General features: G+C 61.2%; 25 protein-coding genes and 1 pseudogene. 15 read left to right on the forward strand and 11 right to left on the reverse strand.

The genetic code is table 11. The features are described 5' to 3' along the window. Positions 1 to 9: 9 nt before the first annotated feature. The 5 genes from gsiC to BVU99_RS20525 all read right to left on the reverse strand — a co-directional run bounded on the left by gsiC (position 10) and on the right by BVU99_RS20525 (position 6286). Complete coding sequence (gene gsiC, locus BVU99_RS20505) at positions 10 to 930, reverse strand: glutathione ABC transporter permease GsiC (RefSeq protein ID WP_025302141.1); 921 nt, start codon at positions 928 to 930, stop codon at positions 10 to 12. A 52-nt stretch (positions 931 to 982) separates the two neighbouring features. Then, positions 983 to 2518, reverse strand: coding sequence for a glutathione ABC transporter substrate-binding protein GsiB (gsiB, locus tag BVU99_RS20510; RefSeq protein WP_025302140.1), 1536 nt, complete (start codon positions 2516 to 2518; stop codon positions 983 to 985). Positions 2519 to 2541: 23 nt separating this feature from the next. Next, positions 2542 to 4416 (reverse strand): dipeptide ABC transporter ATP-binding protein, encoded by a 1875-nt coding sequence (locus BVU99_RS20515; RefSeq protein WP_099817589.1) that lies wholly within the window; start codon positions 4414 to 4416, stop codon positions 2542 to 2544. Positions 4417 to 4435: 19 nt separating this feature from the next. Further along, the gene (locus BVU99_RS20520) at positions 4436 to 5392 is read right to left on the reverse strand and encodes an isoaspartyl peptidase/L-asparaginase (RefSeq protein ID WP_025302138.1); all 957 of its coding nucleotides are present in this window, start codon (positions 5390 to 5392) and stop codon (positions 4436 to 4438) included. Between the two features lie 357 nt (positions 5393 to 5749). After that, complete coding sequence (locus BVU99_RS20525; protein ID WP_038629078.1) at positions 5750 to 6286, reverse strand: DUF924 family protein; 537 nt, start codon at positions 6284 to 6286, stop codon at positions 5750 to 5752. 157 nt (positions 6287 to 6443) lie between these two features. On the opposite strand from BVU99_RS20525, the gene moeA reads away from it, so the two are divergent. Together moeA and moeB are read left to right on the forward strand one after the other, a co-directional pair. Continuing rightward, on the forward strand, positions 6444 to 7682 hold the full coding sequence (gene moeA / locus BVU99_RS20530) for a molybdopterin molybdotransferase MoeA (RefSeq protein ID WP_060447545.1): 1239 nt from the start codon (positions 6444 to 6446) through the stop codon (positions 7680 to 7682). A 2-nt stretch (positions 7683 to 7684) separates the two neighbouring features. Then, positions 7685 to 8440 (forward strand): molybdopterin-synthase adenylyltransferase MoeB, encoded by a 756-nt coding sequence (moeB, locus tag BVU99_RS20535; RefSeq protein WP_099817588.1) that lies wholly within the window; start codon positions 7685 to 7687, stop codon positions 8438 to 8440. A 51-nt stretch (positions 8441 to 8491) separates the two neighbouring features. On the opposite strand, the gene BVU99_RS20540 is transcribed toward moeB, so the two are convergent. Next, positions 8492 to 10084, reverse strand: a complete 1593-nt coding sequence (locus BVU99_RS20540; protein ID WP_025302134.1) for an ABC-F family ATPase — start codon at positions 10082 to 10084, stop codon at positions 8492 to 8494. A 181-nt stretch (positions 10085 to 10265) separates the two neighbouring features. On the opposite strand from BVU99_RS20540, the gene BVU99_RS20545 reads away from it, so the two are divergent. Both BVU99_RS20545 and BVU99_RS20550 read left to right on the forward strand, forming a co-directional pair. After that, on the forward strand, positions 10266 to 10910 hold the full coding sequence (locus BVU99_RS20545; protein WP_049295268.1) for a hypothetical protein: 645 nt from the start codon (positions 10266 to 10268) through the stop codon (positions 10908 to 10910). Continuing rightward, positions 10907 to 11122, forward strand: coding sequence for a hypothetical protein (locus BVU99_RS20550; RefSeq protein WP_025302132.1), 216 nt, complete (start codon positions 10907 to 10909; stop codon positions 11120 to 11122). The genes BVU99_RS20545 and BVU99_RS20550 overlap by 4 nt, the downstream gene beginning before the upstream one ends. An 86-nt stretch (positions 11123 to 11208) precedes the next feature. Here the strand turns inward: BVU99_RS20550 and BVU99_RS20555 are convergent, their stop codons facing one another. After that, positions 11209 to 12120: a prolyl oligopeptidase family serine peptidase gene (locus tag BVU99_RS20555; protein WP_072070332.1), complete on the reverse strand. Its 912-nt coding sequence runs from the start codon at positions 12118 to 12120 to the stop codon at positions 11209 to 11211. A gap of 91 nt (positions 12121 to 12211) precedes the next feature. Between BVU99_RS20555 and BVU99_RS20560 the strand changes: the two genes are divergently transcribed. Then, entirely contained in the window at positions 12212 to 12643 is a 432-nt protein-coding gene (locus BVU99_RS20560; protein ID WP_025302130.1) for a hypothetical protein, read from the forward strand. Here the strand turns inward: BVU99_RS20560 and cynR are convergent. Then, positions 12567 to 13517 (reverse strand): transcriptional regulator CynR, encoded by a 951-nt coding sequence (gene cynR, locus BVU99_RS20565; RefSeq protein ID WP_049295267.1) that lies wholly within the window; start codon positions 13515 to 13517, stop codon positions 12567 to 12569. The genes BVU99_RS20560 and cynR overlap by 77 nt on opposite strands. Positions 13518 to 13631: 114 nt before the next feature. On the opposite strand from cynR, the gene BVU99_RS20570 reads away from it, so the two are divergent. The 4 genes from BVU99_RS20570 to BVU99_RS20585 all read left to right on the forward strand — a co-directional run bounded on the left by BVU99_RS20570 (position 13632) and on the right by BVU99_RS20585 (position 15835). After that, positions 13632 to 14285 (forward strand): carbonic anhydrase, encoded by a 654-nt coding sequence (locus BVU99_RS20570; protein WP_049203432.1) that lies wholly within the window; start codon positions 13632 to 13634, stop codon positions 14283 to 14285. Between the two features lie 19 nt (positions 14286 to 14304). Continuing rightward, positions 14305 to 14775: a cyanase gene (gene cynS, locus BVU99_RS20575; protein WP_049203430.1), complete on the forward strand. Its 471-nt coding sequence runs from the start codon at positions 14305 to 14307 to the stop codon at positions 14773 to 14775. 233 nt (positions 14776 to 15008) lie between these two features. Further along, positions 15009 to 15266 (forward strand): YjhX family toxin, encoded by a 258-nt coding sequence (locus BVU99_RS20580; RefSeq protein ID WP_004939031.1) that lies wholly within the window; start codon positions 15009 to 15011, stop codon positions 15264 to 15266. 62 nt (positions 15267 to 15328) lie between these two features. Continuing rightward, positions 15329 to 15835, forward strand: coding sequence for an N-acetyltransferase (locus BVU99_RS20585; protein WP_049203428.1), 507 nt, complete (start codon positions 15329 to 15331; stop codon positions 15833 to 15835). A gap of 32 nt (positions 15836 to 15867) precedes the next feature. On the opposite strand, the gene BVU99_RS20590 is transcribed toward BVU99_RS20585, so the two are convergent. Together BVU99_RS20590 and BVU99_RS20595 are read right to left on the reverse strand one after the other, a co-directional pair. Beyond that, the gene (locus BVU99_RS20590; RefSeq protein ID WP_049295266.1) at positions 15868 to 16365 is read right to left on the reverse strand and encodes an ATP-binding protein; all 498 of its coding nucleotides are present in this window, start codon (positions 16363 to 16365) and stop codon (positions 15868 to 15870) included. A gap of 168 nt (positions 16366 to 16533) precedes the next feature. Next, complete coding sequence (locus BVU99_RS20595) at positions 16534 to 17430, reverse strand: LysR family transcriptional regulator (RefSeq protein WP_025302124.1); 897 nt, start codon at positions 17428 to 17430, stop codon at positions 16534 to 16536. A gap of 132 nt (positions 17431 to 17562) precedes the next feature. Here BVU99_RS20595 and BVU99_RS20600 point away from each other — a divergent pair, with 132 nt between their 5' ends. Next, a complete protein-coding gene (locus tag BVU99_RS20600; protein ID WP_025302123.1) occupies positions 17563 to 18294 on the forward strand; it encodes an isochorismatase family protein in 732 nt (243 codons plus the stop codon). 32 nt (positions 18295 to 18326) lie between these two features. Here BVU99_RS20600 and BVU99_RS20605 read toward each other — a convergent pair whose 3' ends face one another. Next, the gene (locus BVU99_RS20605) at positions 18327 to 18674 is read right to left on the reverse strand and encodes an antibiotic biosynthesis monooxygenase (RefSeq protein WP_025302122.1); all 348 of its coding nucleotides are present in this window, start codon (positions 18672 to 18674) and stop codon (positions 18327 to 18329) included. Between the two features lie 174 nt (positions 18675 to 18848). Here BVU99_RS20605 and BVU99_RS20610 point away from each other — a divergent pair, with 174 nt between their 5' ends. The 5 genes and pseudogenes from BVU99_RS20610 to BVU99_RS20630 all read left to right on the forward strand — a co-directional run bounded on the left by BVU99_RS20610 (position 18849) and on the right by BVU99_RS20630 (position 24576). Then, positions 18849 to 19532: a metalloregulator ArsR/SmtB family transcription factor gene (locus tag BVU99_RS20610; RefSeq protein WP_049208883.1), complete on the forward strand. Its 684-nt coding sequence runs from the start codon at positions 18849 to 18851 to the stop codon at positions 19530 to 19532. A gap of 74 nt (positions 19533 to 19606) precedes the next feature. Next, the gene (locus BVU99_RS20615; protein WP_089195678.1) at positions 19607 to 20314 is read left to right on the forward strand and encodes a glutathione S-transferase N-terminal domain-containing protein; all 708 of its coding nucleotides are present in this window, start codon (positions 19607 to 19609) and stop codon (positions 20312 to 20314) included. 130 nt (positions 20315 to 20444) lie between these two features. Further along, positions 20445 to 21870 (forward strand): annotated as a pseudogene (gene phoA, locus BVU99_RS20620) (alkaline phosphatase). Between the two features lie 461 nt (positions 21871 to 22331). Continuing rightward, positions 22332 to 23912, forward strand: coding sequence for a malate dehydrogenase (quinone) (mqo, locus tag BVU99_RS20625; protein ID WP_049203423.1), 1581 nt, complete (start codon positions 22332 to 22334; stop codon positions 23910 to 23912). A 205-nt stretch (positions 23913 to 24117) separates the two neighbouring features. Beyond that, positions 24118 to 24576, forward strand: coding sequence for a helix-turn-helix domain-containing protein (locus BVU99_RS20630; protein WP_025302117.1), 459 nt, complete (start codon positions 24118 to 24120; stop codon positions 24574 to 24576). Positions 24577 to 24587 lie beyond the last annotated feature (11 nt).

Below are 24587 nucleotides of genomic sequence, written 5' to 3' on the forward strand. Positions count from 1 at the left end.
GCCGCCTCCTCATTGGTAACGAATCGCCGGGTTGATCGCCGCGTACAACATATCCACCAGCAGGTTGATCAGGATGAACTCCAGCGAGAACAGCAGCACCTCGGCCTGGATCACCGGGTAATCGCGCATCTCCACCGAGTCCACCAGCAAGCGCCCCAGCCCCGGCCAGTTGAACACCTTCTCCACCACGATCGAACCGCCGAGCAGGAAGCCGAACTGCAGCCCCATCATGGTCACTACCGGGATCATCGCGTTGCGCAGGCCGTGCTTCATCACCACCACGCTTTCCCGAACGCCCTTGGCGCGCGCGGTGCGCATGTAGTCCTCCTGCAACACCTCGACGAACGAAGCGCGGGTAAAACGCGCCATCACCGCCGCCACCGCCGCCCCCAAGGTGATAGAAGGCAGAATGTAGTGCCGCCAGCTGTCGGCGCCCACCGTCGGCAGCCACCCCAGCTCGACCGAGAACACCTGCATCAGCAGCATGCCGAGCGCAAAGGCCGGGAACGAGATCCCCGATACCGCCAGCGTCATGCCGAGACGATCCGGCCAACGGTTACGCCACACCGCCGACACCACGCCGATCGCCAGGCCGAACGCTACCGCCCACAGCATGCTGGCGACGGTCAGCCAGAAGGTCGGCATAAAGCGCGAGGCGATCTCTTCGCTCACCGGGCGCTTGGACACCATCGAGATGCCGAAGTCGCCCCGCAGCGCGTTGACGAAAAAGTGCGCGAACTGCTGCGGCAGCGGCTTATCCAACCCCAGATCCTTGCGCACCAGCTGCACCACCGCCTCGTCGGCCTCCGGCCCCGCCGCCAGCCGCGCCGGATCGCCCGGCAGCAGGTGGACGAACAGGAACACCAGCACCGCCACGATCAGCAGCGTCGGGATCAGGCCCAGCAGTCGTTTCAGAAAATAATTGAGCATCTCATTCCTTCCCCCACCTGCCGCCGTCTGGCCGCAGGCGGGGATGGGCGCCTTATTTCAGATCGGCGTTATCAAAGTTGAACGAGGTATCCGGCATCACGTAGAAGCCGCTCAGCTGTTTGCTGTTGGCCGACAACAGACGTTCGGTCGCCAGGAAGATCCAGGGCGCGTCGGCCCAGATGCGATCCTGTGCGTCCTGATACAGTTTCTGCTTCTCGGCGCGATCGGTGGTCGCCAGCGCGTCGGTCAGATCCTTGTCCACCTGCGGGTTGCTGTAGAACGCGGTGTTGAACTGCTTCGGCGGCGCCGCCTGGGTGGAGAACAGCGGCGACAGCGCCCAGTCCGCTTCCCCGGTCGAGGCCGACCAGCCGGTGTAGAACAGCCGCACGCCGGTGTCTTTCACCCCGACGCTCTCCACCTGCGCCGCGCGCTGCCCGGCATCCATCGCCGTCACCGTCACTTTCACCCCCACCTGCGCCAGCTGCTGTTGGGTGAACTGCAGCACTTTCTGCGCGGTGCTGTGGTTGTGGGACGACCACAGCGTGGTGGTGAAGCCGTTCGGGTAGCCGGCCTCTTTCAACAGCTCGCGCGCCTTGGCCGGATCGTACGGCCACGGCTTGTAGCGGGCGGCGAAATCGATGGCCGGCGGCACCGGCCCTTCCGCCGGCACCGCATAACCGGCGAACGCCACCTTGATCAGCGCGTCCTTGTTAATCGCGTAGTTGAGCGCCTGGCGCACCTTCGGGTTGTCGAACGGCTTTTGAGTGACGTTCATGCTGATGTAACGCTGCAGGATCGACGGCGCAGCCACCACGTCCAGCTTGGCGTTGCCCTCCAGCACCTTGGCCTGCTCGTAAGGGATCGGGAAGGCGAAGGTCGCCTCGCCGGTCTGCAGCATCGCCGCGCGGGTGTTGTTATCCACCACCGGGCGCCAGGTGATGCTGTCGAGCTTCGGCAGCCCCGGCTGCCAGTAGCCGTCGAACTTCTTCACCTTGACGAAATCGGTCTGGTTCCAGGTCACGAACTGATACGGCCCGGTGCCGACCGGGTGGAAACCGATCTCTTTGCCGTATTGCTTCAGCGCCGCCGGGGAGATGATCGCCGCCGCCGGGTGCGCCAGATTGTTGACGAACGCCGAGAACGGCGCCTTCAGCACGATCTTCACCGTATTGGCGTCCACCGCCTCGGTTTTGTCGATCATCTTGAACAGGTTGTAGCGCTTGAGGTGGCTGTCCGGGTTACTGGCGCGATCGAGGTTGGCCTTCACCGCCTCGGCGTTGAACGCGGTGCCGTCGTGGAATTTAATGCCCTGACGCAGTTTGACGGTATAGGTCAGGCCGTCTTTGCTGACCTCATAGCTGTCCGCCAGCACGTTCACCAGCTTCATGTCCTTGTCGAAGCCGAACAACCCCTGATAGAAAGACTTGGCCACCGCCTGCGACAGCGTGTCGTTGGCGTCGTAAGGATCAAGAGTGGTGAAATTGGACGCCACGGCAATCACCGCGTCCTTCGCCGCCCAAACCGGGCCGGTTCCCGCCGCCAGCAGTATGGCGGCCAACAGCGCATTGCGTTTGAATGTGTGCTTCATGTCGCTTGTCTCTCCTGAGGTCTTTAAAAAGCACCGGCGATCGGGTGGCGGGCGACAAAGTGCCCGGCGCCAACCTGCACCAGCGGTGCGGTAACGGGTTCATCGCCCAGTGCGCGCACTGGGCTCGGGATCTCATCGGCCGGCAGCGGCTGCCGTTTGTGGGCATGAGCGGGATCGGCTACCGGCACCGCCGCCATCAACTTGCGGGTATAGGGGTGCTGCGGATTGTCGAATACCGCCTGCCGCGGGCCGATCTCGACAATTTGCCCGAGGTACATCACCGCCACCCGGTGGCTGATACGCTCCACCACCGCCATGTCGTGTGAAATGAACAGAAAAGCGATGCCGAACTCACGCTGCAGATCGAGCAGCAGATTGACGATCTGCGCCTGAATCGACACGTCCAGCGCCGAGACCGCTTCATCGGCGATCACCACTTTCGGGTTCAGCGCCAGCGCGCGCGCGATGCAGATGCGTTGGCGCTGGCCGCCGGAAAATTCGTGCGGATAGCGGCGCGCATGCTCCGGCTGCAGACCGACGCGTTCCAGCAGCCAGGCCACCCGCCGTTCCGCCTCACGGCCGCGCATCACGTTGTGCACCAACAGCGGCTCCATGATGGAGAAACCAACCGTCAGGCGCGGATCGAGCGAGGCGTAAGGATCTTGAAAGATGAACTGAATATCGCGCCGCAGATGCTGCAGCGCCGACCCCTTCAATTGGTCTATCCGCCGCCCGGCGAAGGTGATGGTGCCGCTCTGGCTGTCCACCAGCTTCAGCAAAGCGCGCCCGGTGGTGGACTTACCGCAGCCGGACTCGCCCACCAGCCCCAGCGTCTCGCCAGGGTAAAGATCGAAACTGACGTTTTCTACCGCGTGCACCCGGCGAGTGACCCGATTGAACAACCCGCCGCGCAGATCAAAACGCGTGACCAGATGCTCCACCCGCAGGATCGGCGCAGCGTCTGGCGGCACGGTATCCTGCGGCGCCGTATCCCCCTCGCCATCCGCCAGCGGAAACTTCGCCGGCAGCGGCCGATCGGCCATCTCCCCCAGCTTCGGCACCGCCGCCAGCAGCGCCCGGGTATAGGCTTGTTGCGGCGCGGCGAATAATTCACGCACCCGATTCTGTTCCACCTGCTCGCCGCGGCGCATCACCAGCACCCGGTCGGCTATCTCTGCCACCACGCCCATGTCGTGAGTGATGAAGATCACCCCCATCTGCATCTCCTGTTGCAGCACGCGGATCAGCTGCAGGATCTGCGCCTGAATGGTGACGTCGAGGGCGGTAGTGGGTTCATCGGCAATCAGCAACGCCGGCTTGCAAGAGAGCGCCATAGCGATCATCACCCGCTGGCGCATGCCGCCGGAAAGCTGATGCGGGTAACGCCCCAGCACCTCTTTGGCCTCAGGAATGCGCACCAGATCGAGTATGCGCAGCGCCTCCTGACGCGCGCTGCGGTGGTCCATGCCCTGATGCAGGCGCAGCGATTCGGCGATCTGCTCGCCGACCGGAAATACCGGGTTGAGCGAGGTCATCGGCTCCTGGAAGATCATCGCCATGTCGGCGCCGCGCACCGTGCGCAGCGTGCTCTGCGAGGCATGCGCCAGCTCGAGCAACGCGCCGTCGCGCCGGCGCAGCGTCATGGCGCCGCTGACGATGCGCCCACCGCCCTGCTCCACCAGCCGCATCAGTCCCAGTGAAGTCACCGATTTGCCAGAGCCGGACTCACCGACGATCGCCAGCGTCTCGCCGCGATCGAGATCGAACGACAGGTTGCGCACCGCTTCCACGGCGCCGTCCGCTTGAGGAAAACGGATGCTCAGATCGCGCACCGTCAGCACCCGCTGCGGCGGCAATGACAACCCGTCGCCGGCGGGCCGGAATGAAACGTCGGTCATACACCCTCCCGGTGAACGCTTAGCGATAAATCCCGACGGACGGCGCATCGCCGACATAACCAAAACCGCGATACATCCCCTCGCAGTTAAACGGCAGCGCGATATTGCCGTGGCGATCGACGGCGATCATGCCGCCGCTGCCACCCAGTGCAGGCAGCTTCTCCATCACCACCCGATCGCTGGCCGCCTGCAGGCTGAGGCCGCCGTATTCGATCAGGGCGGAGACGTCATAGGCCGCCACGCCGCGCATGAAGATCTCGCCGGTGCCGGTGCTGGAGACCGCCACGGTGGCGTTGTTGGCATAGCAACCGGCGCCGATAATCGGCGTGTCGCCCACTCGCCCTGCCTGCTTGTTGGTCATGCCGCCGGTGGAGGTGGCGGCGGCAAGGTTGCCCAGCGCATCCAGCGCCACCGCGCCGACGGTGCCGAATTTGCGATCGGGATCGAGCGGATCGCCGGCCTGTGCCGCGCCGTCGTGATCGAGCAATACCCGGCCCTGCTCCGCCTGGGCGCGGTGCAGCTGATCAAAGCGTTCTTGGGTAAAGAAGAAGTCGGGAGTAACCATTTCCAGGCCGTGGGCGGCGGCAAACTTCTCGGCGCCTTCGGCGGCAAACAGCACGTGTTCGCTGTTTTCCAGCACCGCGCGCGCCGCCAGCACCGGGTTGCGGATATGGCTGACGCCGGCGACAGCGCCGGCGTCGCAGGTGCGGCCGTCCATCACGCAGGCATCCAGTTCGTGGGTGCCCTGATGGGTAAACACCGAGCCTTTGCCGGCGTTGAACAGCGGGCACTCTTCGAGCAGCCGCACCGCTTCGGTCACCGCATCCAGCGCGCTGCCGCCCTGTGCCAATACCGCCTGCCCGGCGGCCACGATCTCGGACAGCGCCTGGATATACTGCCGTTCTTTTTCCGCACTCAGCGCCGCCCGGGTAATTGCGCCCGCGCCGCCATGAATGGCAATCACTGGTTTGCTCATTTGCCTGACACCCTGTGTTAATCCCGCCGTTGCGCAGCGAATAAGCTGAGCGCGGTATCATTATTATTCAGTCTTTTTCGACTCTATTTAGTCCTACAGTGGAAGTACAGCATAACGTCCACACCCCGCTTTTAGCGTAGCGCGCTTAGACCATTTCGCACCTTGAAATAGCTTATTGGAATAAAAACAGCAGGTTATAAAAAGCAGTAAACCGCTGGTAGTGCGGCCGGGATTATTGGTAATTTCGCGAGAGGAAATAGCGGTAGAGCGTAATGAAATAAACGTTCGCGCTGAGTCACGCTTATTGCGGCGCCCGGCCTGCTGTTTTTACCCGGCCGGGCGCAGATAATCCAACGATTAAAAACCCGATCCTGGCTGCTGTAAAAAGGCCTCTTCTTCCGGCGTGCTGGTGCGCCCCAATATCGCATTGCGATGCGGGTAGCGGCCGAAACGATCGATGATCGCCTTATGCCGCAGCTCGAACTCCAACTGGTCACCGTTATTGAGCTCGGTATACAGCACCAGCGCCTGCTGGTGGATCAGCGGCGATTCCGAATGCATGAACGGCAGATAGAGAAAACCTCGCTGCTCGCGGCTCAGCCGTTCGCACTCGCCGCTGCGGATCGCCTCCTGCGCCAGGACCAGCGCCATGCCGTCGCAGGCAAACGACTGCGGCGTGCCGCGGAACAGGTTGCGGCTGAACTGATCGAGCACGATCACCTCCGCCAGGCGTCCTTCGATGGTGTCGCGCCAGTGCGCCAGCTCCCCCGCCGCCGCCGCCCGCCAGATTTCGCCGAAACGGCTGTGCAGCAGACGATCGAAATCGTCGTCCTTTTTGAACCACATCACCGGTTCGATCTCGTCGAACCAGAACTCGATAACCTGTTTATGCATCATGATTCTCCTCTGTTTTACCCAGTTTATACCCGTTCGCGCTTCCGGCGCAGTGCGAAAGATGGCGGGCATAACCCGTTCTCCCCCCCGGCGTTCTCTGCCATAATACCCGCACTTTGTCGCTATCAATGCGCACCCTGATTACGGAGTTCCCCTTATGGATCATTGCCATACTTCCGATCTCATCTCCCTGGAGCAAGCGCTGGAAAAAATGCTCGGGCAGATCGCCCCGCTGCAGCAGACCGAATCCGTCGCCCTGACCGCCGCCGCCGGCCGCATCACCGCCGCGCCGGCGGTCTCGCCGCTCGACGTGCCGCCGTTCGCCAACTCGGCGATGGACGGCTATGCGGTGCGCCTCGCCGATCTGGCGGCCAATGCGCCGCTGCCGGTCGCCGGGAAAGCCTTCGCCGGCTCGCCGTTCGACGGCGAATGGCCGGCCAACAGCTGCGTGCGCATCATGACCGGCGCGCCGATCCCGGCCGGGGCGGACGCGGTGATCATGCAGGAGCAGGCCGAAGTGAGCGACCAGGGCGTGCGTTTTACCGCACCGGTTGAAGCCGGCCAGAATATCCGTTTGGCGGGTGAAGACATTCGCCAAGGCGCGAGCGTGTTGCCAGCCGGCGTGAAGCTGGGCGCCGCGCAGCTGCCGCTGCTGGCTTCGCTCGGCGTCGCCGAAGTGCAGGTAATGCGTAAGCTGAAGGTCGCGGTGTTCTCCACCGGCGACGAACTGCAGCCGGTCGGCCAGCCGCTGCAGGCGGGCCAAATCTATGATACCAACCGCTTCGCGGTGCGCCTGATGCTGGAGCAGATGGGCTGTGAAGTGCTCGATCTCGGCATTATCCGCGACGATCGCGATGCGCTGCGCGACGCCTTCACACAGGCGGACAGCCAGGCCGACGTAGTGATCAGCAGCGGCGGCGTCTCGGTCGGCGAGGCCGACTACACCAAACAGATGCTCGACGAACTGGGCCAGGTCAGCTTCTGGAAGCTGGCGATCAAACCCGGCAAACCGTTCGCCTTCGGCAAACTGGGCCACGCCTGGTTCTGCGGCCTGCCGGGCAACCCGGTTTCCGCCGCCCTGACCTTCTACCAACTGGTGCAACCGCTGCTGGCGAAACTGGCCGGCCACAGCGATTGGCGCCTGCCGCCCCGCCTGCGCGCATGCGCGCTAACCCCGCTGAAGAAATCGCCGGGCCGCCTCGATTTCCAGCGCGGGGTGTTCAGCAGCAACGCCACGGGTGAACTGGAGGTCAGCACTACCGGCCACCAGGGCTCGCACGTCTTCAGCTCCTACAGCCAAGGCAACTGTTTCATCGTGCTGGAACGCGAACGCGGTTCGGTGGCGGTGGGTGAAACGGTGGAGATCGAGCCGTTCAACGCCCTGCTGAGGAGCTGAATATGCTGCCGGAATTGACCGACGCCGAAGCGCTGCGCTACAACCGCCAGATCGTACTGCGCGGCTTTGACTTCGACGGCCAGGAGAAGCTGAAGGCCGCCCGCGTGCTGATCGCCGGGCTGGGCGGGCTGGGCTGCGCCGCTGCGCCATATCTGGCGGCGGCCGGCGTCGGCCATCTGGTGCTAGTGGATTTCGACACCGTCTCGCTCTCCAACCTGCAGCGCCAGATCCTGCACCGCGACGATCGCATCGGCCAGAGCAAAGTCGCCTCCGCCAGGCAGGAACTGAGCGCCATCAATCCGCATATTCGCATCGACGCCATCGACGGCCGTCTGGAAGATGACGCGATCGCGGCAGAGATCGCCGCCTGCGATCTGGTGCTCGACTGCACCGACAACGTGGCGGCGCGCGACGCCCTGAATCGCCTGTGCCACGCACAGCGCAAGCCGCTGGTTTCCGGCGCAGCGATCCGTATGGAAGGCCAGCTCAGCGTATTCACCTATCAGCCGGGCGAGCCCTGCTACCGCTGCCTGAGCCGGCTGTTCGGCGACAGCGCCCTCACCTGCGTAGAAGCAGGCGTGATGGCGCCGCTGGTCGGCACCATCGGCACCCTGCAGACGATGGAAGCCATCAAGCTGCTGGCCGACTATGGTCAGCCGCTGCGCGGCAAGCTGTTGATGTTCGATGCGATGAGCATGCAGTTCCGCGAGATGAAGCTGCCGAAGGATCCGCACTGCGAAGTGTGCGGCGGGGCGTGACGGATAAAAAAAGGGCGGGATAATTCCCGCCCTGATGCGTTACCGCGAGGGTTACACGATGCCCTGGCTGCGCAGATAGTCTTCGTAGTTGCCGGTAAAGTCGATCACCTTGTTCGGGGTGATTTCCAGAATCCGGGTCGCCAGCGAGCTGACGAACTCACGGTCGTGGGAGACGAAGATCAGCGTGCCTTCGTACATCTCCAGCGCCATGTTCAGCGATTCGATGGATTCCATATCCAGGTGGTTGGTCGGTTCGTCCATCACCAGAATATTCGGGCGCTGCATCATCAGCTTGCCGAACAGCATGCGGCCCTTCTCACCACCGGACAGCACCTTCACGCGCTTCTTGATGTCGTCCTGGCTGAACAGCAAACGGCCCAGCACACTGCGCACCGCCTGCTCGTCGTCTTTTTCCTGCTTCCACTGGCTCATCCAGTCGAACACGGTCAGGGTGTCGTCGAACTCGTATTCGTGATCCTGCGCGTAATAACCGATACGGGCATTTTCCGACCACTTCACGGTGCCGCTGTCCGGCTGCGCGTCGCCCACCAGCGTTTTCAGCAGGGTGGTTTTACCGATGCCGTTGGCACCCAGCACCGCGACCTTCTCGCCCACTTCCACCATCAGGTTCAGCTTGTTGAACAGCGGGCCTTCGTCGAAGCCCTTGGTGAGCGCTTCCACTTCCAATGCGTTACGGAACAGCTTTTTGTCCTGCTCGAAACGGATGAACGGGTTCTGGCGGCTGGAGGCTTTCACCTCTTCCAGCTGGATCTTGTCGATCTGGCGGGCGCGCGACGTGGCCTGCTTGGATTTGGAGGCGTTGGCGCTAAAGCGGCTGACGAACGATTGCAGCTCGCTGATCTGCGCTTTCTTCTTAGCGTTGTCCGCCATCAAACGCTCACGCGCCTGGGTGGCGGCGGTCATGTATTCGTCGTAGTTGCCCGGGTAGACGCGCAGCTCGCCGTAGTCCAGATCCGCCATGTGGGTGCAGACCATGTTCAGGAAGTGACGGTCGTGCGAGATGATGATCATGGTGCTGTTGCGTTCGTTCAGCACCTGCTCCAGCCAACGAATGGTGTCGATGTCCAGGTTGTTGGTCGGTTCGTCGAGCAGCAGGATTTCCGGATCGGAGAACAGCGCCTGCGCCAGCAACACACGCAGCTTGAAGCCCGGCGCGATTTCGCTCATCGGGCCATAGTGCTGTTCCACCGGAATGCCCACGCCAAGCAGCAGTTCGCCGGCACGCGCTTCGGCGGTATAACCGTCCATTTCGCCGTAGGCCACTTCCAGGTCGGCTACTTTATAGCCGTCTTCTTCGCTCATCTCCGCCAATGCGTAGATGCGGTCGCGCTCTTCCTTCACCGCCCACAGTTCGGTGTGACCCATGATCACGGTGTCCAGCACGCTGTACTGCTCGAAGGCGAACTGATCCTGACGCAGTTTACCCAGGCGCTCGTTCGGATCGAGGAACACGTTGCCGCCGCTCGGCACCAGATCGCCGCCGAGGATTTTCATAAAGGTGGACTTGCCGCAGCCGTTGGCGCCGATCAGGCCGTAACGGTTGCCGCCGCCGAATTTAACAGAGATGTTTTCAAACAACGGCTTACTGCCGAACTGCATGGTGATGTTGTTAGTGCTTAACACAGCGCTCGCTCTTTATACATAGGGAATGTGATTTGGCGCGCATTATGCCACAACGGGGTGCAGAGATCGCGGGAAGTTTCGGTGACATTTTGAGCGTCAGGCTGGTGCCGTTTGCCGGTGGGCATTGGCTTGCGTACAAAAAGTCTGCTAGATTCGGCGGTTCATATTGAAAAGGATTTCTATGAAAAGCGTAAAGCAGATAGCCAACGACATGGCGGATGCCGTAAACATTGACAGCAATTCAGTGCGCGGGTTTGCACAAGGTTTTATCAGCGTACCGGTCGATTTCTACTACCTGGGCTACGACTATATTGATACTGAAAACAGATGGTTAAACTCGCAAGATAAAGAGCGATTTATCAGACTCATCAAGTCAGGCCTGGCCAATAAAGCAAGCATCGAGAAAGTGGCTCATATCTTCATCGAAAACTTCGCCAGTAAGGTCAAGTTTGAAGATGTTAAGGACATGACCATAAGAACATCAGGCAAACTCATCGGCAAATTCGCCTTTAATCAGTTAGCCACCGCAAACATGGGATATATATTCTCTAAACAAATCATCCCACGGCTTGTCTCCGGTGTTGCCGTTGGCTCAATTCTCACCGCTGGGGCAAGCATATCGCGCTCTGTCTATACATCACGCGACTTGAGGGCAAGAAACTCACGGATGTATGATCAACTCAGACGCCTGGGAAACCTCGATCTGCTGTACTTTCTGTTAGAAAACAAAGTCCGACCATTCGAGGATGCCGTCTCGGTTTGGGAAAAAGATCGAAAGAAATTCAGCCAAATTTGTCAGTACTTTTTTGCAAAGGTTAACGTATGAAGAACTTTATGCTGGCGGCTTTATCCAGAATTATTCAGGGCATTGGGTGCGGCGTTGTGGCCCTCTCGCTGTTAGCCATTGTCTGGTTCATGTTTTATTCCGACGACAGTTTTAAGTATCTGTGGGTTGCGACCTCCATAGCTGGAATTTTCTTAGGGTATTTCATTTTCAGGTTTGCGGTTAAAAAAATACACGACGGAAGCCCTGATTAAATAACATTGTGTTCAATTGAGCAGCAGATCACTCAGTCCCAAGAAACTCGCGTCAATTATTACATAGTTTGTCCTAATACCGACGCTCAGTGCAGCTGCTGCTCCAGCCACGCGCGCATATCCGCCAGCACCCGCGTCATTTCACTCTCGCCATTTTCGCGCCGCATCACATGGTCTAAAGCCGGATAATTCAGGTAAGTGATATTCGTTTTGCCGTCGGCCCGCAGCTCGGCGATCATTTTCCCGACCGCCCCCGGCGAAACGGCGCGATCCTGGTCACCCTGCACGATCAGCACCGGCGTCTTGATGCTGCGCAGGGAGGCAAGCTGATCGATGTTCAGCATGCCATGCCACCAGGCATAGCCATGATCGCTGGCGTTCAGGGGGAACGGCGGCGCCGTCAGCACCTGTTGTAAAAATGCGTTCAGCCCGGCTTTCTCTTCTTTTGGCGCGTCGGCCACGCTGTGGCGCACATCGTCAATAAACCAGCGTCCGCCGCCGCTGAACGCGAGGGTGGCGTCAACCAGGCCCGAGGAGGCCGTCACCAGATTGGCGATCACCGCCCCTTCGCTGCCCCCCAGCACCGCGACCTTTTGATAGCCGTTGCGCGCACTCACCGCCTGCAGCACCTGGGTGACATCGCTCACCCGCCGCTGCGGCGTATCATGCTGCACGAAAGCGTCCGGGCAATCCTGCCGCGGCACCTCTTCGCGGTACGGCAAGGTGTCGTCGATGCCGTATTTCTCCACCGTCAGCAGGTCTGCGGCGGGTAACACCTGCCGCATCGGCGTGACCAGGCGGATATGCCGCACGCTGTTGCAATCCGAACCTTGCAGGATCACCAACAGCGCCGCCGACGATTGCCCGGGCACCGCAGCGTCCAGATAGTAATGAATACTCGAACCATCCTCCCGCGGCAGCGTCAGCGCTGCAGATTGCGCCATCGCCAACCCGCTCCACAGCGCCAATACGCTCAGCATGCCTGTCGCCACTCTCATCACTTGCTCCTCTTCCCTGTTGCGTTCGGTTAATTCGTCTTTTCTGGTCTACGCTTCATGCCAATCACGTTTCTGACAGGGAAGCCTTACCATGCCACACCTCTATAACACCGCACTGCTGATCGGCGCCGCGCTGAGCACCATCGCCGCCCTGCTGCATATTTGGGTGATCGCCGCCGGGCCGCGCGGCTATCGGCTGTGCGGCGCCGGCGATCGCTTCATTAAGGCGGCGGAAGCGGGTAAAAAGTTCCCGGCTGTCGTCACCGCCGGTATCGCGCTGATGCTGTTTATTTGGGCGCTGTATGCGCTTTCCGGCGCGGGCCTGATCGCGCCGCTGCCACTGCTGCGGCCCGTGCTGTTTATCATTACCTTCATCTACCTGTTGCGCGGCGTCGCCGGCCCCTTCGCCCTGCGCGATACCGGCCGCAGCCAGCGTTTTATCGTCGTCAGCTCGCTGATTTGCCTCGGCTTCGGGCTGGTGCATCTGCTGGGGATGACGCAACGCTGGAGTGCGTTGGCGTAACGCCCTGTTGCTGCAAAACGGCGATAAACGCCTGCGCGGCGGCGCTGCGGTAAGCGCCTTTGCGCTGCAGCCATACCGCCTGTCGCACCGGCATGGCGTTGGCCAACGCCACTTTTTTCAACTGCCGGTTCTCGCGTGCAATGGCGGCTGGCAGCAGCGTGGCAAGCTGCCCGCGCCGCACGATCTCGACGATGGCGCCCAGCGCATTGGCCTCTACCGCCACCTGCGGCCGAAACCCCTGTTGCGTGCAGTAGCGATCGATAAACTGCCGCGTGGCGAAGTCGCCACTCAGCAAAGCCAGCGGCAGATGTTGCCACTCCGCCAGCGTCAGCGGCCGGCGATGCGCCGCCAGGGGATGATCGGCGCCGACCATCAGCTCCAGCGTCTCGCTGAACAACGGCGTGGCTTCTACCTCCGCCGACTGCGCCATCTCGAAGGCGATCCCCAGGTCCAGCCGATCCTGCGCCAGCAGCGCCTCGATCCGCTCTTGCGCCATCTCCTCAATGCTCAGGGTAATCCCCGGGTAGCGGCGGTAGAACGCATCGATCGTCGGCCCCACCAGATAGGCGGTGAAGGTTGGCGTCATCGCCAGCCGCAAATGGCCGCGCGCCAGCGTCGCCACGTCATGGATCGCCCGCGCGCCGGCGTCCAAATCCTGCAGCGCCAGCCGCGCATAGCGCATCCACGCCTCACCGGCGTCGGTCAGGCGCACGGCTCTGCCACTGCGATCGAACAACGGCGCTCCCAGTGCGTCTTCCAACTGTTTGATCTGCTGGGACAACGTCGGTTGCGAGACGTGCAACGCTTCGGCGGCGCGGGTGAAGTTGCCCTGTTCGGCAACGGCCAGAAAATAACGGATGTGTCGCAGCAGCATAGCGCCCCAGCTATTAGTAAAACCTATAGCCAGCATTATAAATGGGTCTTAGACCCTATAGCCAGAAGCGTTCATCATGCCGCCATCGCATAACGACACCCAATGGAGAAACGGATGAAAGAGGTGATTGAAGGCTTCCTGAAGTTCCAGCGCGAAGCCTTTGTTGAACGCACGGCGCTGTTTCAGCAGTTGGCGACCCGCCAAAACCCGCGCACCCTGTTTATCTCATGTTCCGACAGCCGCCTGGTGCCGGAGCTGGTCACCCAGCGCGAGCCGGGCGATCTGTTCGTGATCCGCAACGCCGGTAACATCGTGCCTTCTTTTGGCCCCGAACCCGGCGGGGTGACCGCCTCGGTCGAGTACGCCGTCGCTGCGCTGGGCGTAGAAGACATCGTGATCTGCGGCCATTCCGACTGCGGCGCGATGACCGCCATCGCCACCTGCCAGTGTCTGGATCACCTGCCGACGGTCGCCGGCTGGCTGCGTTACGCCGATTCCGCCAAGGCGGTCAACCAGGCTTATCCGCACGCCTCCGACGCAGCCCGGGTCGCATCGATGGTGCGCGAAAACGTCATCGCCCAGCTCAACAACATCAAAACGCACCCTTCCGTCGCCCTGGCGCTGGATCAGGGTCGCCTGGCGCTGCACGGCTGGGTCTATGACATCGCCAGCGGCGCTATCGAGGCGCTGGACGGCGAAACCCGCCGCTTCGTGCCGCTCGCCACCCATCCCGAGGTGACCGCCACCCCGGCGATCGCCCGTTTTTAAGCCCACAAAAGGAGTCAACATGACACACTCTCTGCACAACACCGCCCCGCGCGAAGCGCTCACCGACACCATCATGGCCGCCAAGATCCGCCATAATCTGACGTTCGAAGCGCTGGCCGAGGGCACCGGTCTCAGCCTGGCGTTTGTCACCGCCGCCCTGCTGGGGCAGCATGCGCTGCCGGAACCGGCGGCGCGCACGGTAGCGGCCAAGCTGGGGCTGGACGAAGAAGCGGTGCTGCTGCTGCAAACCATCCCGCTGCGCGGCAGCATTCCCGGCGGCGTGCCAACCGATCCGACCATTTATCGCTTCTATGAAATGCTGCAGGTTTACGGTTCCACGCTGAAAGCGCTGGTGCACGAGCAGTTTGGCGACGGCATCATCAGCGCCATCAACTTCAAGCTGGATATCAAGAAGGTCGCCGATCCCGAAGGTGGTGAACGCGCGGTGATCACCCTGGACGGCAAATACCTGCCAACCAAGCCTTTCTAATTGGCCTTTCGCCGGCGGCCCGCGCTGCCGGCAAATTGACAGCCAACCTGCCATTGGCTACATTAACTGCGCTTAAACGCCGCCCTGGCGTTTTTCACTGCCCGAGGCCTGTATGTTGGAGATTGTAACCACCCGATAGTCGCTTCCTTGCCGTATGGCGAGGGACTCTGACGTATCCGACGCGCGTTTGCGCGGGGATGCGCGTATCTGGGGTTATTACAGGATCTCCCAACATGAACATTTCCAAAGCGGAACAACGCGTGCTGCACGTGTTGGCCAAAGGCGGCTATATCGCCTTCACCCGCAACGACGCCGGTCGCGTCACCCACGTCGAATGCTACACCCGCGAAGGGCTCGGCCTGGCCGACTGCTCGCTGGCCGTCTTCACCAAGCTCAAAACCAAACGCCTGATCCTCTCTCGCCAGGGGCGCCCTTATCGCGTCACCTTCGCCGGGCTCAAGGCCGTGCGGGCGCAGCTGGATAACCGTTAATCATCGATACCGGCCGAGCAGGCAGCCCGGTCGGCACAGCCTTATTTAATCAGGATACAACCATGAACATCACGTTACGCCACGAAACGCCGGCCGACGTCGGCGCCATCGCCACCCTGACCGCCGCCGCGTTCCTGCATGCCGAGCACAGCAGCCACACCGAGCAGTTTATCGTCAGCGCGCTGCGCGCGGCAGGCGCTCTCACCCTGTCGCTGGTCGCCGAGCACAATGGCACACCGATCGGGCACGCGTCCGTCTCGCCGATCGTGCTCAGCAACGGCGCCGCCGGGTGGTACGGGCTGGCGCCGGTGTCGGTGCTGCCGGCCTATCAGAGCCAGGGGATCGGTAGCCGGCTGATCCGCCGGCTGCTGGCCGAGCTGCAGGAACGCGGCGCCGCAGGCTGCGTAGTGCTGGGCGATCCGAACTATTACGGCCGTTTCGGCTTCCAGGCGCAGTGCGCGCTGGCCCTGCCGGGCGTGCCGCAAGACTACTTCCGCGCCATCGCCTTCCAGGGCGCGCTGCCGTGCGCGGAGGTCACCTTCCACAACGCGTTTAACGCCGAGGCCTAACCCTGTTGCCGGCGCCGTCATGGCGCCGGTTTTCAGTCCCGTTCGCCATAACGCAAGACGGTCATCCCTTCCTCTTCCGCCGGGGGAACAAAGTACTGCGCCAGGCGCTCAAACTCCGCTTCGCTCAGGGCAAACGGGTGCTCGCCGCGCGCATTTCTCAGCGTTATCCGGCTCAGGCACTGCGCATGGCTGACATCGAGAAAGTGCAGGCAGTGTGCGACGCCGGCCTCCTCCGCCAAGGCTTTGGCCCAGCGCCGCCTGTCCGGCGTATTCATCGGAAAATCGAGCGCCACGGACCAACCGCCGCGCAGCAGCTGAACGAGGTGCCCGCCCAGCGCCCGCCGCAACCGGTCGGAACAGCGCGCGTAGTCTTGCAGACTGGCCATCTCCTGTTCATACAGCGTCGCCAGCCACGCATCTTCGCTCAGCAACAGCGTTTGCGGTTGCTGCGCCAAACTCTGCGCCAGCGTCGATTTGCCTGCGCCGGCCTTGCCGCACATCAGGTGTAAAACTGCAGGGTAGGTTTGCATGACGTTCTCCGGTCGTTGCCGGAAGGGGATAAAAAAACCCGCCTGCCGGCGGGTTTTTATTGGCGACACACGCGCTATCCCACCCTCTGGAGAAGGGTGATAATAATTTGCGCGAATGGGCGGTAGGATTTTTTCATAGCTAATGAATATGACAACCGTGCACCGTTGTCAATTCGCCGTCATCAATCCCTGTTCTCGCACAAACTCGGTGAATAAACTCACTTTCTGCTGCACATGCCGGCGCGTCGGGTAAACCGCGAAGACCTGATGCACGTCGGCAATCTGTTCAGGGAACAGCTGCACCAGTCTGCCGGCAGCAATCTCGGGATCCGCCACAAACGACGGCAGCGAACCGATGCCCAGTCCCGCCACCAGCATATCCCGCAGCATCAGGCTGTTGTTGGCGATCAGCCGGGGAGTGAACGTCACGCTCAGGCTCTCCTCGCCGGCGGTGAACTGCCACTGCCCCGGTTTTTCCGCCAGGGAATAGGCCAGACAGCTGTGCCGCGGCAATTCATTGGGCGTTTGCGGCACGCCGTGCTGCGCCAAATAGCCGGGCGCGGCGCAAATTCGCTGGTGCACGTCACCCAGCGCCCGGGCGCTGAGGGAAGAATCCGGCAGTCGTCGGCGAATGCGCAAGGAAATATCGAAACCGGCCGCCACCACGTCCAATACCCTGTCGTCCAGCGTCAGTTCCACCTGCAGCTGCGGATAACGTTGCATAAACGGCGGCAGCAGCGGCGACAGCACCGTCAGGCCGAACGAGAGCGGCGCATTGACCCGCAGCGTGCCGGAGACCTGCTGCGCGCTGGCGGCAACCGTCTGCTCCAGCGCGTCGAACTCGCCAAGCAACCGGCAGGCTTCCTGGTAATAGAGCTGCCCGGCTTCGGTCAGGCTCATGCTGCGGGTGGTGCGCACCAGCAACAGCGTCCCCAACCGACTTTCCAACTGCTTAATCTGCTTGCTCAATGCCGCCGGCGTGATCGCCAGATCCTCCGCCGCCTTATAGAAACTGTTGCGCTCAACCACGCGGCGAAAGGCGCGCATCGTCAGTAGCACGTCCATATTACGTCCTTCAGGTTAATTATTAATTCAATAAACCATAGATTATTAACCAAATAAATATCAGTAGACTTCATTCAACCGCTTCCCTGAGTGGGACGTGAATTTAATCTACTGATAATCATGGAGTTAATAATGAAAAAGACCCTAATCGCCCTGATGCTCGGCCTGAGCGCCGCCACCGCCCCCGTCGCCGCGCTGGCGCAATCCCCCGCCGCCGATAGCCGCCAGGCGGGTTATGTGCAACCGCTGACCGCCGACAACAGCCTGTTGCTGCTGGTCGATCTGCAGGACATGTTCGGCATGACCATTTCCTCTATCGATCAAACCAACCTGGTGAATAACGCCGCCGGCATCGCCAAGGCCGCCAAGGTGTTCAACGTGCCGACCATTCTGGCCTCGGCCAACGCCAAAAGCTTCGCCGGGCCGGTATTCCAGCAGGTGACGCAGGCACGCCCGGATCTGCAGGTGTACGATCGCACCGCCATCAACGTCTGGCAGGATCGGCGCGTGGTGGATCTGATCAAACAATCCGGCCGCAAGAAAATCATCATCGGCGGGCTGTGGACCGCCAGCTGCGTGATGCTGCCGGCGCTGTCCGCTCTGGGCGAGGGGTATGAGGTCTACATATTGTCGGACGTCACCGGCGACATTACGCCAGATAGTCAAAACAACGCCATGCAGCGCCTGGTACAAGCAGGCGCCACCCCTATCAACTGGGTGGCGTTGATGCTGGAATGGCAGCAGGACTGGAGCCGCAAGGCCACGGCGGGGGGCGTATTGCAGATCGCCCGCGACCACGGCGCCGCCTGGGGAATGGGCGCCCGCTACGCCGGGGCGATGAAGGTGGGCAGCGAAGCGAAATAAACGGGTGAAAGCCCGCCGTCAGCGGGCTTTTTTCAGGTGCGGTGATAGCAACGGCTATCCTGCGGCGCCTGGTCGCGTCTCTCCAGCCCGTAATCCCGCACCACCTCCGCCACCCGCAGCCGGTACTGCGCCAGCACCTCGCCACGGCCGCGCGCCTGTGCCGCGCGATGCTGCTCGAGATTGCGCCACTGCTGCACCGCCGCCTCGTCGCGCCAGAAGGAGAGCGACAGCAGGCGCGCAGGATCGGCCAGGCTTTGAAAGCGCTCGATGGAAATGAATCCGTCGATCTGCGCCAGCAGCGGCTTCAGCTCCGCCGCCAGCGCCAGATAGGTATCACGCTGCCCATCAGCGGCCTGCAGTTCAAAAATCACGGCGATCATTATCGTCTCCTCTCACGGTAAAATTCCGGTACGCGCGCATGGTAAGAATGGCGCCACCGCACCGATTCCAACGCCCGCTCATCAATATCCAGCGAACGCAGACGCACTGCACCAGAGTGCGATAACCACAGGTTAGCGATGGACGCGCAGTCATACTTCGTCTAACCTCGAAGTATGCATAACATCGACATTGAAGATCGTTTAGCGGCGCTGAGCGCCGCCATCGCCGACCGCACCCGGGCGCGCATGCTGTGCCTGTTGATGGACGGGCGCGCCTACACCGCCACCGAGCTCAGCGCGGCGGTCGAGGTCGCCCCGTCCACCGCCAGCGCGCATCTGGCGAAACTGCTGGAGCAGCGGCTGATCGCCTGCGTCAAACAGGGGCGCTATCGCTATTTCCGGCTGGCCGGTCAGCCGGTGGCCGACGCGCTGGAAGGCCTGATGGCGCTGGCGGGCGTACCGCGCCCGTCGGTGAAAAGCAGCACGCCCACCACGCTGCAATATGCTCGCACCTGCTACGACCATATGGCGGGCGAGGTAGCGGTGAAGCTGCACGATCGGCTGCATGCGCTGAACTGGCTGGCCGGTGAGGAAGACTACCGATTAAGCGACGCCGGTCAGGCCGCGCTGACGCGGCTGGGCGTCGATTGCTCTCCCGCCCCCACTCGCCGCCGTTTCGCCTGCGGCTGTCTGGACTGGAGCGAGCGCCGATCTCACCTCGGCGGCGCGCTGGGCGCCGCGCTGTTGGCCGCCTTTATCCAACGCGGCTGGATCCTTCGCCGGCTCGACAGCCGCGAGCTGCAGCTGACCCCCGCCGGTAAAAAAGCGCTGGCCGCACATTTTGACCTCACGGTGTAACCCGGCGACAGGGTAGTTTTACTGCAATACTCTAGGGGTACGCTTAAGCGACCCCGCCAACCCGAGGAGTTTCCATGCTCGATTCCACCCAATTCCCGATCGTCAAACGCTGGCCGGCTCAGCATCCGGAATGGCTGCAGCTCTACTCTCTGCCGACGCCGAACGGCGTCAAAGTCTCCATCATGCTGGAAGAGATCGGCCTGCCTTATGAAGCGCACCTAATCGACATCGGCAACAACGAAACCTGGATGCCGGAATTCCTGGCGCTGAATCCGAACGGCAAGATCCCGGCGATCATCGATCCCGACGGCCCCGGCGGCCGGCCGCTGCCGCTGTTCGAATCCGGCGCCATTCTGCTCTACCTGGCGGAAAAGAGCGGCCGCTTCCTGCCGCAGGATCCAGCCCAGCGTTATGAAACCATTCAGTGGGTGTTCTTCCAGATGGCCGCCGTCGGCCCGATGTTCGGCCAGCTCGGTTTCTTCCATAAATTCGCCGGGCGCGAATATGAAGACAAGCGGCCGCTGGAGCGTTACAAAAACGAATCGAAACGCCTGCTTGGTGTGTTGGAAACGCGCCTGGAGGGCCGTGACTGGATCATGGGCGCAGACTACACCATCGCCGATATCTCGCTGCTGGGCTGGGTGCGTAACCTGATCGGCTTCTATGAGGCGCGCGATCTGGTGGAGTTCGACAGCTTCCCGCGCGTCGCGCAGTGGCTGGAGCGCGGTTTAGCGCGGCCGGCGGTGCAGCGTGGGCTCGCTATCCCGGCGCGCGCGGCCTGATCGTCACACGGGATGGCCATCGGACCGTCCCGTCTTTCATTGTCATAAAATTGTCATCCCCCTGCTCTACTCTCCTTTCGTAACAATTTGATGTTATTTACATTGTTGTATTACGACAAGGAGCTTACCCATGCAACCTGCTGTATCCCTGATCGCCGGCGCCGTGCTGTCCGCCCTGCTCTGTTCCTCCACCATCGCGGCGGAAACCTCGGCCAATGCCGATGGCCTGACCGAGCGCGCCGCGCGCGGTACCCTCACCGAGCCGGGCGGCGCCCGTCGCCTGGCCGGCGATCAGACCGCCGCGCTGAAGGCGTCGCTGTCGGACAAAACGGTGAAAAACGTGATCCTGCTGATCGGCGACGGCATGGGGGATTCCGAGATCACCGCCGCGCGCAACTACGCTGAAGGCGCAGGCGGTTACTTCAAGGGCATCGACGCCCTGCCGCTGACCGGGCAATACACCCACTACTCGCTGGACAAGAAAACCCACAAGCCGGATTACGTGACCGACTCCGCCGCCTCGGCCACCGCCTGGGCCACCGGGGTGAAAACCTATAACGGTGCGCTCGGCGTGGACGTGAACGGTAAAGACCAGCCAACGCTGCTGGAGATCGCCAAGGCGGCCGGCAAGGCCACCGGCAACGTCTCCACCGCCGAACTGCAGGACGCCACGCCGGCGGCGCTGGTGTCGCACGTCACCTCGCAAATGCTACGGCCCGGAAGAAACCAGCGAGAAATGTGCCGCTAACGCGCTGGAAAACGGCGGCCGCGGCTCGATCACCGAGCAACTGCTGAAAACCCGTGCCGACGTCACGCTGGGAGGCGGTGCGAAGTCCTTCAACCAGCTGGCGAAAAGCGGCGAATGGCAAGGAAAATCGCTGAAGGACCAGGCGGCGGCACAGGGTTATCAGTGGGTGAGCAACGCAGATGAACTGCAGGCCGTTACCCTGGCCAATCAGCAAAAACCGCTGCTGGGCCTGTTCGCCGACGGCAACATGCCGGTGCGCTGGCTGGGGCCGAAAGCCAGCTATCACGGCAACCTCGACAAGCCGGCGGTAACCTGTGAAAACAACCCGGCGCGCACCGCAGCCACGCCAACGCTGGCGGCGATGACCGACAAAGCGATCGCGCTGCTGAAAGACAACCCGAACGGTTTCTTCCTGCAGGTCGAGGGGGCGTCGATCGATAAGCAAGATCACGCCGCCAACCCGTGCGGGCAGATTGGTGAAACCGTCGATCTGGACGAAGCGGTGCAAAAAGCGCTGGCCTTCGCGCGCGCCGACGGCAACACGCTGGTGATCGTCACCGCCGACCACGCGCACTCCAGCCAGATCGTCGCCGCCGACGCCAAAGCGCCGGGCCTGACCCAGATACTGACCACCAAAGACGGCGCACCGATGACCCTCAGCTACGGCAACTCGGAAGAAGAGTCGCAGGGGCATACCGGCACTCAGTTGCGCGTCGCGGCCTACGGCCCGCACGCCGCCAACGTGGTGGGATTGACCGATCAGACCGATCTGTTCTTCACCATGCGCGATGCGATGGGCATCAAGTAACCGCCAGCTGAACGATGGCCGCTCGCAACGGCGGCCATTTATGATTGGTTACCGATAGGTATTTGCAATTTAACCGCAATTATTGTGTGATAACGAAATAACGTTTAATTGCGTGACAATTAACCCCTTAAAATAACGCGGTTATACAGCCTTTCTTCCCTCTCTGTTTATTCCTGCGACAGCAACCGCCCTATTTTTGCTTATATTCATTTTTTTTAGTTACAAAAGTAGTTTTTAACATTCTCGCAAACAATAATACCCCGCCAGTAACGTGAACCGATCAATTTGCATCCGGACGGCCTGCAATAGTTCACTTTTCGTTAAATACCCTATTAACAAAAAGGCATTATCGCTGCCTATCGGCTCACGCCGGGCGGTCGGCTTCATTATTTTCCAGGGTAACTCCCGCTAAATTCTTTCACCTGCAATGAGTAGAATTTACACACAAGAGATTTAATTCAATGAGAAAATTACTCGTCCTGATTTTCAGTCTCAGCCTGTTTAGCGTTACGCAGCAGGCGGCGGCTGAAGAGAAGAATAAAACCGTCGACGTGGTGTTGATCGGCGGCGGCATCATGAGCGCCACTTTGGGTACCTATCTGCATGAGCTGGAGCCGACCTGGACCATCGACATGTACGAGCGCATGAACGGCGTGGCGGAAGAGAGCTCCAACGGCTGGAACAACGCCGGTACCGGCCACTCCGCCTTTAGCGAAATGAACTACACGCCGGAAAAAGCCGATGGCACCATCGACATCAGCAAGGCGGTGAAGGTCAACGAGTCTTTCGAAATCTCTCGCCAATTCTGGTCTTATCAGGTGAAAAACGCTGTCCTGAAAGATCCGAAATCCTTCATTAACAGCGTGCCGCACATGAGCTTCGTGTGGGGTGACGACAACGTCAACTTCCTGCGTAAACGCTACGCGGCGCTGCAGCACAGCACCCTGTTCCGCGGCATGGAATATTCCGAAGACCCTGCGCAAATCAAGCAGTGGGCGCCGCTGGTGATGAACGGCCGCGATCCGGCGCAGAAAATCGCCGCGACCCGCATGCCGCTGGGTACCGACGTCAACTTCGGCGTGATCACCCACCAGTTGGTTGACGCGCTGAGCGCCAGCGACAAGTTCAAGCTGAACCTGAGCCACGAAGTGCGCGACATTAAGCGCAACGCCGACCAAACCTGGAGCGTGACCGTTGCCGATCTGAACCGCGACGGTAAAGAAACCACCGTTAACGCCAAGTTCGTGTTCATCGGCGCAGGCGGCGCGTCCCTGACCCTGCTGCAGAAATCCGGCATCCCAGAAGCCGACGGCTACGGCGGCTTCCCGGTCGGCGGCCAGTTCCTGGTCACCACCAATCCGGAGATCGCCAACCAGCACCTGGCCAAAGTGTATGGCCTGGCCAGCGTAGGTTCGCCGCCGATGTCCGTGCCGCACCTGGATACCCGCATGCTGGACGGCAAGCGCGTGCTGCTGTTTGGGCCGTTCGCCACCTTCTCCAGCAAGTTCCTGAAGAACGGTTCGCTGTTCGATCTGATGCACTCGCTGAGCACCTCGAACCTGATGCCGATGACCCACGTCGGTCTGGATAACTTCGATCTGGTGAAATACCTGGTCGGCCAGCTGATGATGAACGACGACGATCGCTTCGCCGCGTTGAAAGAGTACTTCCCGGACGCCAAGCAGGCAGACTGGAAGCTGTGGACCGCAGGCCAGCGCGTACAGATCATCAAGAAAGACGCGGATAAAGGCGGCGTGCTGCAGTTCGGCACCGAAGTCGTCAGCTCTGAAGACGGCAGCATCGCCGCTCTGCTGGGTGCTTCGCCGGGCGCTTCTACCGCTGCGCCGATCATGCTGCATCTGATGGAAACCGTGTTCAAAGACAAAGTGGCGACGCCGGAATGGCAGAGCAAGCTGAAAGAGATCATCCCGTCTTACGGCCACAAGCTGAACGGCGATATCGAGATGACCAACAAGATCCGCGGTTACACCAGCAGCGTGCTGGGTCTGAACTACATTGAAGTGAAACCGGAAACTAACTGATTTTCCATCGCTTCCTACTGATAAGGCCGCTTTATGCGGCCTTTCTTTTATCCCCCTGCCGTTCAAAGAGCATTTTTGGCCACCTTTTTACCCCCGGTTTACCCTTGCGTAACGGCGCACTCACGCCTATTATCAAAGCATATTCTTGGATAATTAAGCTAAGTCACTGTGACCTGAATGTCGTTTTTGCGGGAGAACTAAAACCATGGATCGCGTCAATATCATTCACGATTTACTAGACTGGATTGAAACTCATCTGGACCAACCGCTGCTGCTGGATAACGTCGCCGCCAAGTCGGGCTACTCCAAATGGCACCTGCAGCGCATGTTCCGCAGCACCACCGGCCACGCGCTCGGCAGCTATATCCGCGAGCGGCGCCTGTCGCAGGCGGCGCAGGCGCTGCGCTCCACCCCGCGTCCGATCCTGGATATCGCCCTGCAATACCATTTCGATTCTCAGCCTTCGTTCTCACGCGCCTTCAAGAAACAGTTCGGTAAAACCCCGGCGGTGTATCGCCGTACCACCCGCTGGGATGTTGCGGAGTGGCCGGCACAGCCGATAGAGGCGCAGGCTGAATCGCACCATGATGCCCCCACGCTGCCACGCTGGTACGCCGGCAAACCGCCGGAAGGCGTTTGCACCAGCTGGATGGGGCTGCGTTAATCGATAACGCA

Source organism: Serratia sp. OLAL2, from assembly GCF_002752475.1.
GTDB lineage: Bacteria > Pseudomonadota > Gammaproteobacteria > Enterobacterales > Enterobacteriaceae > Serratia > Serratia bockelmannii.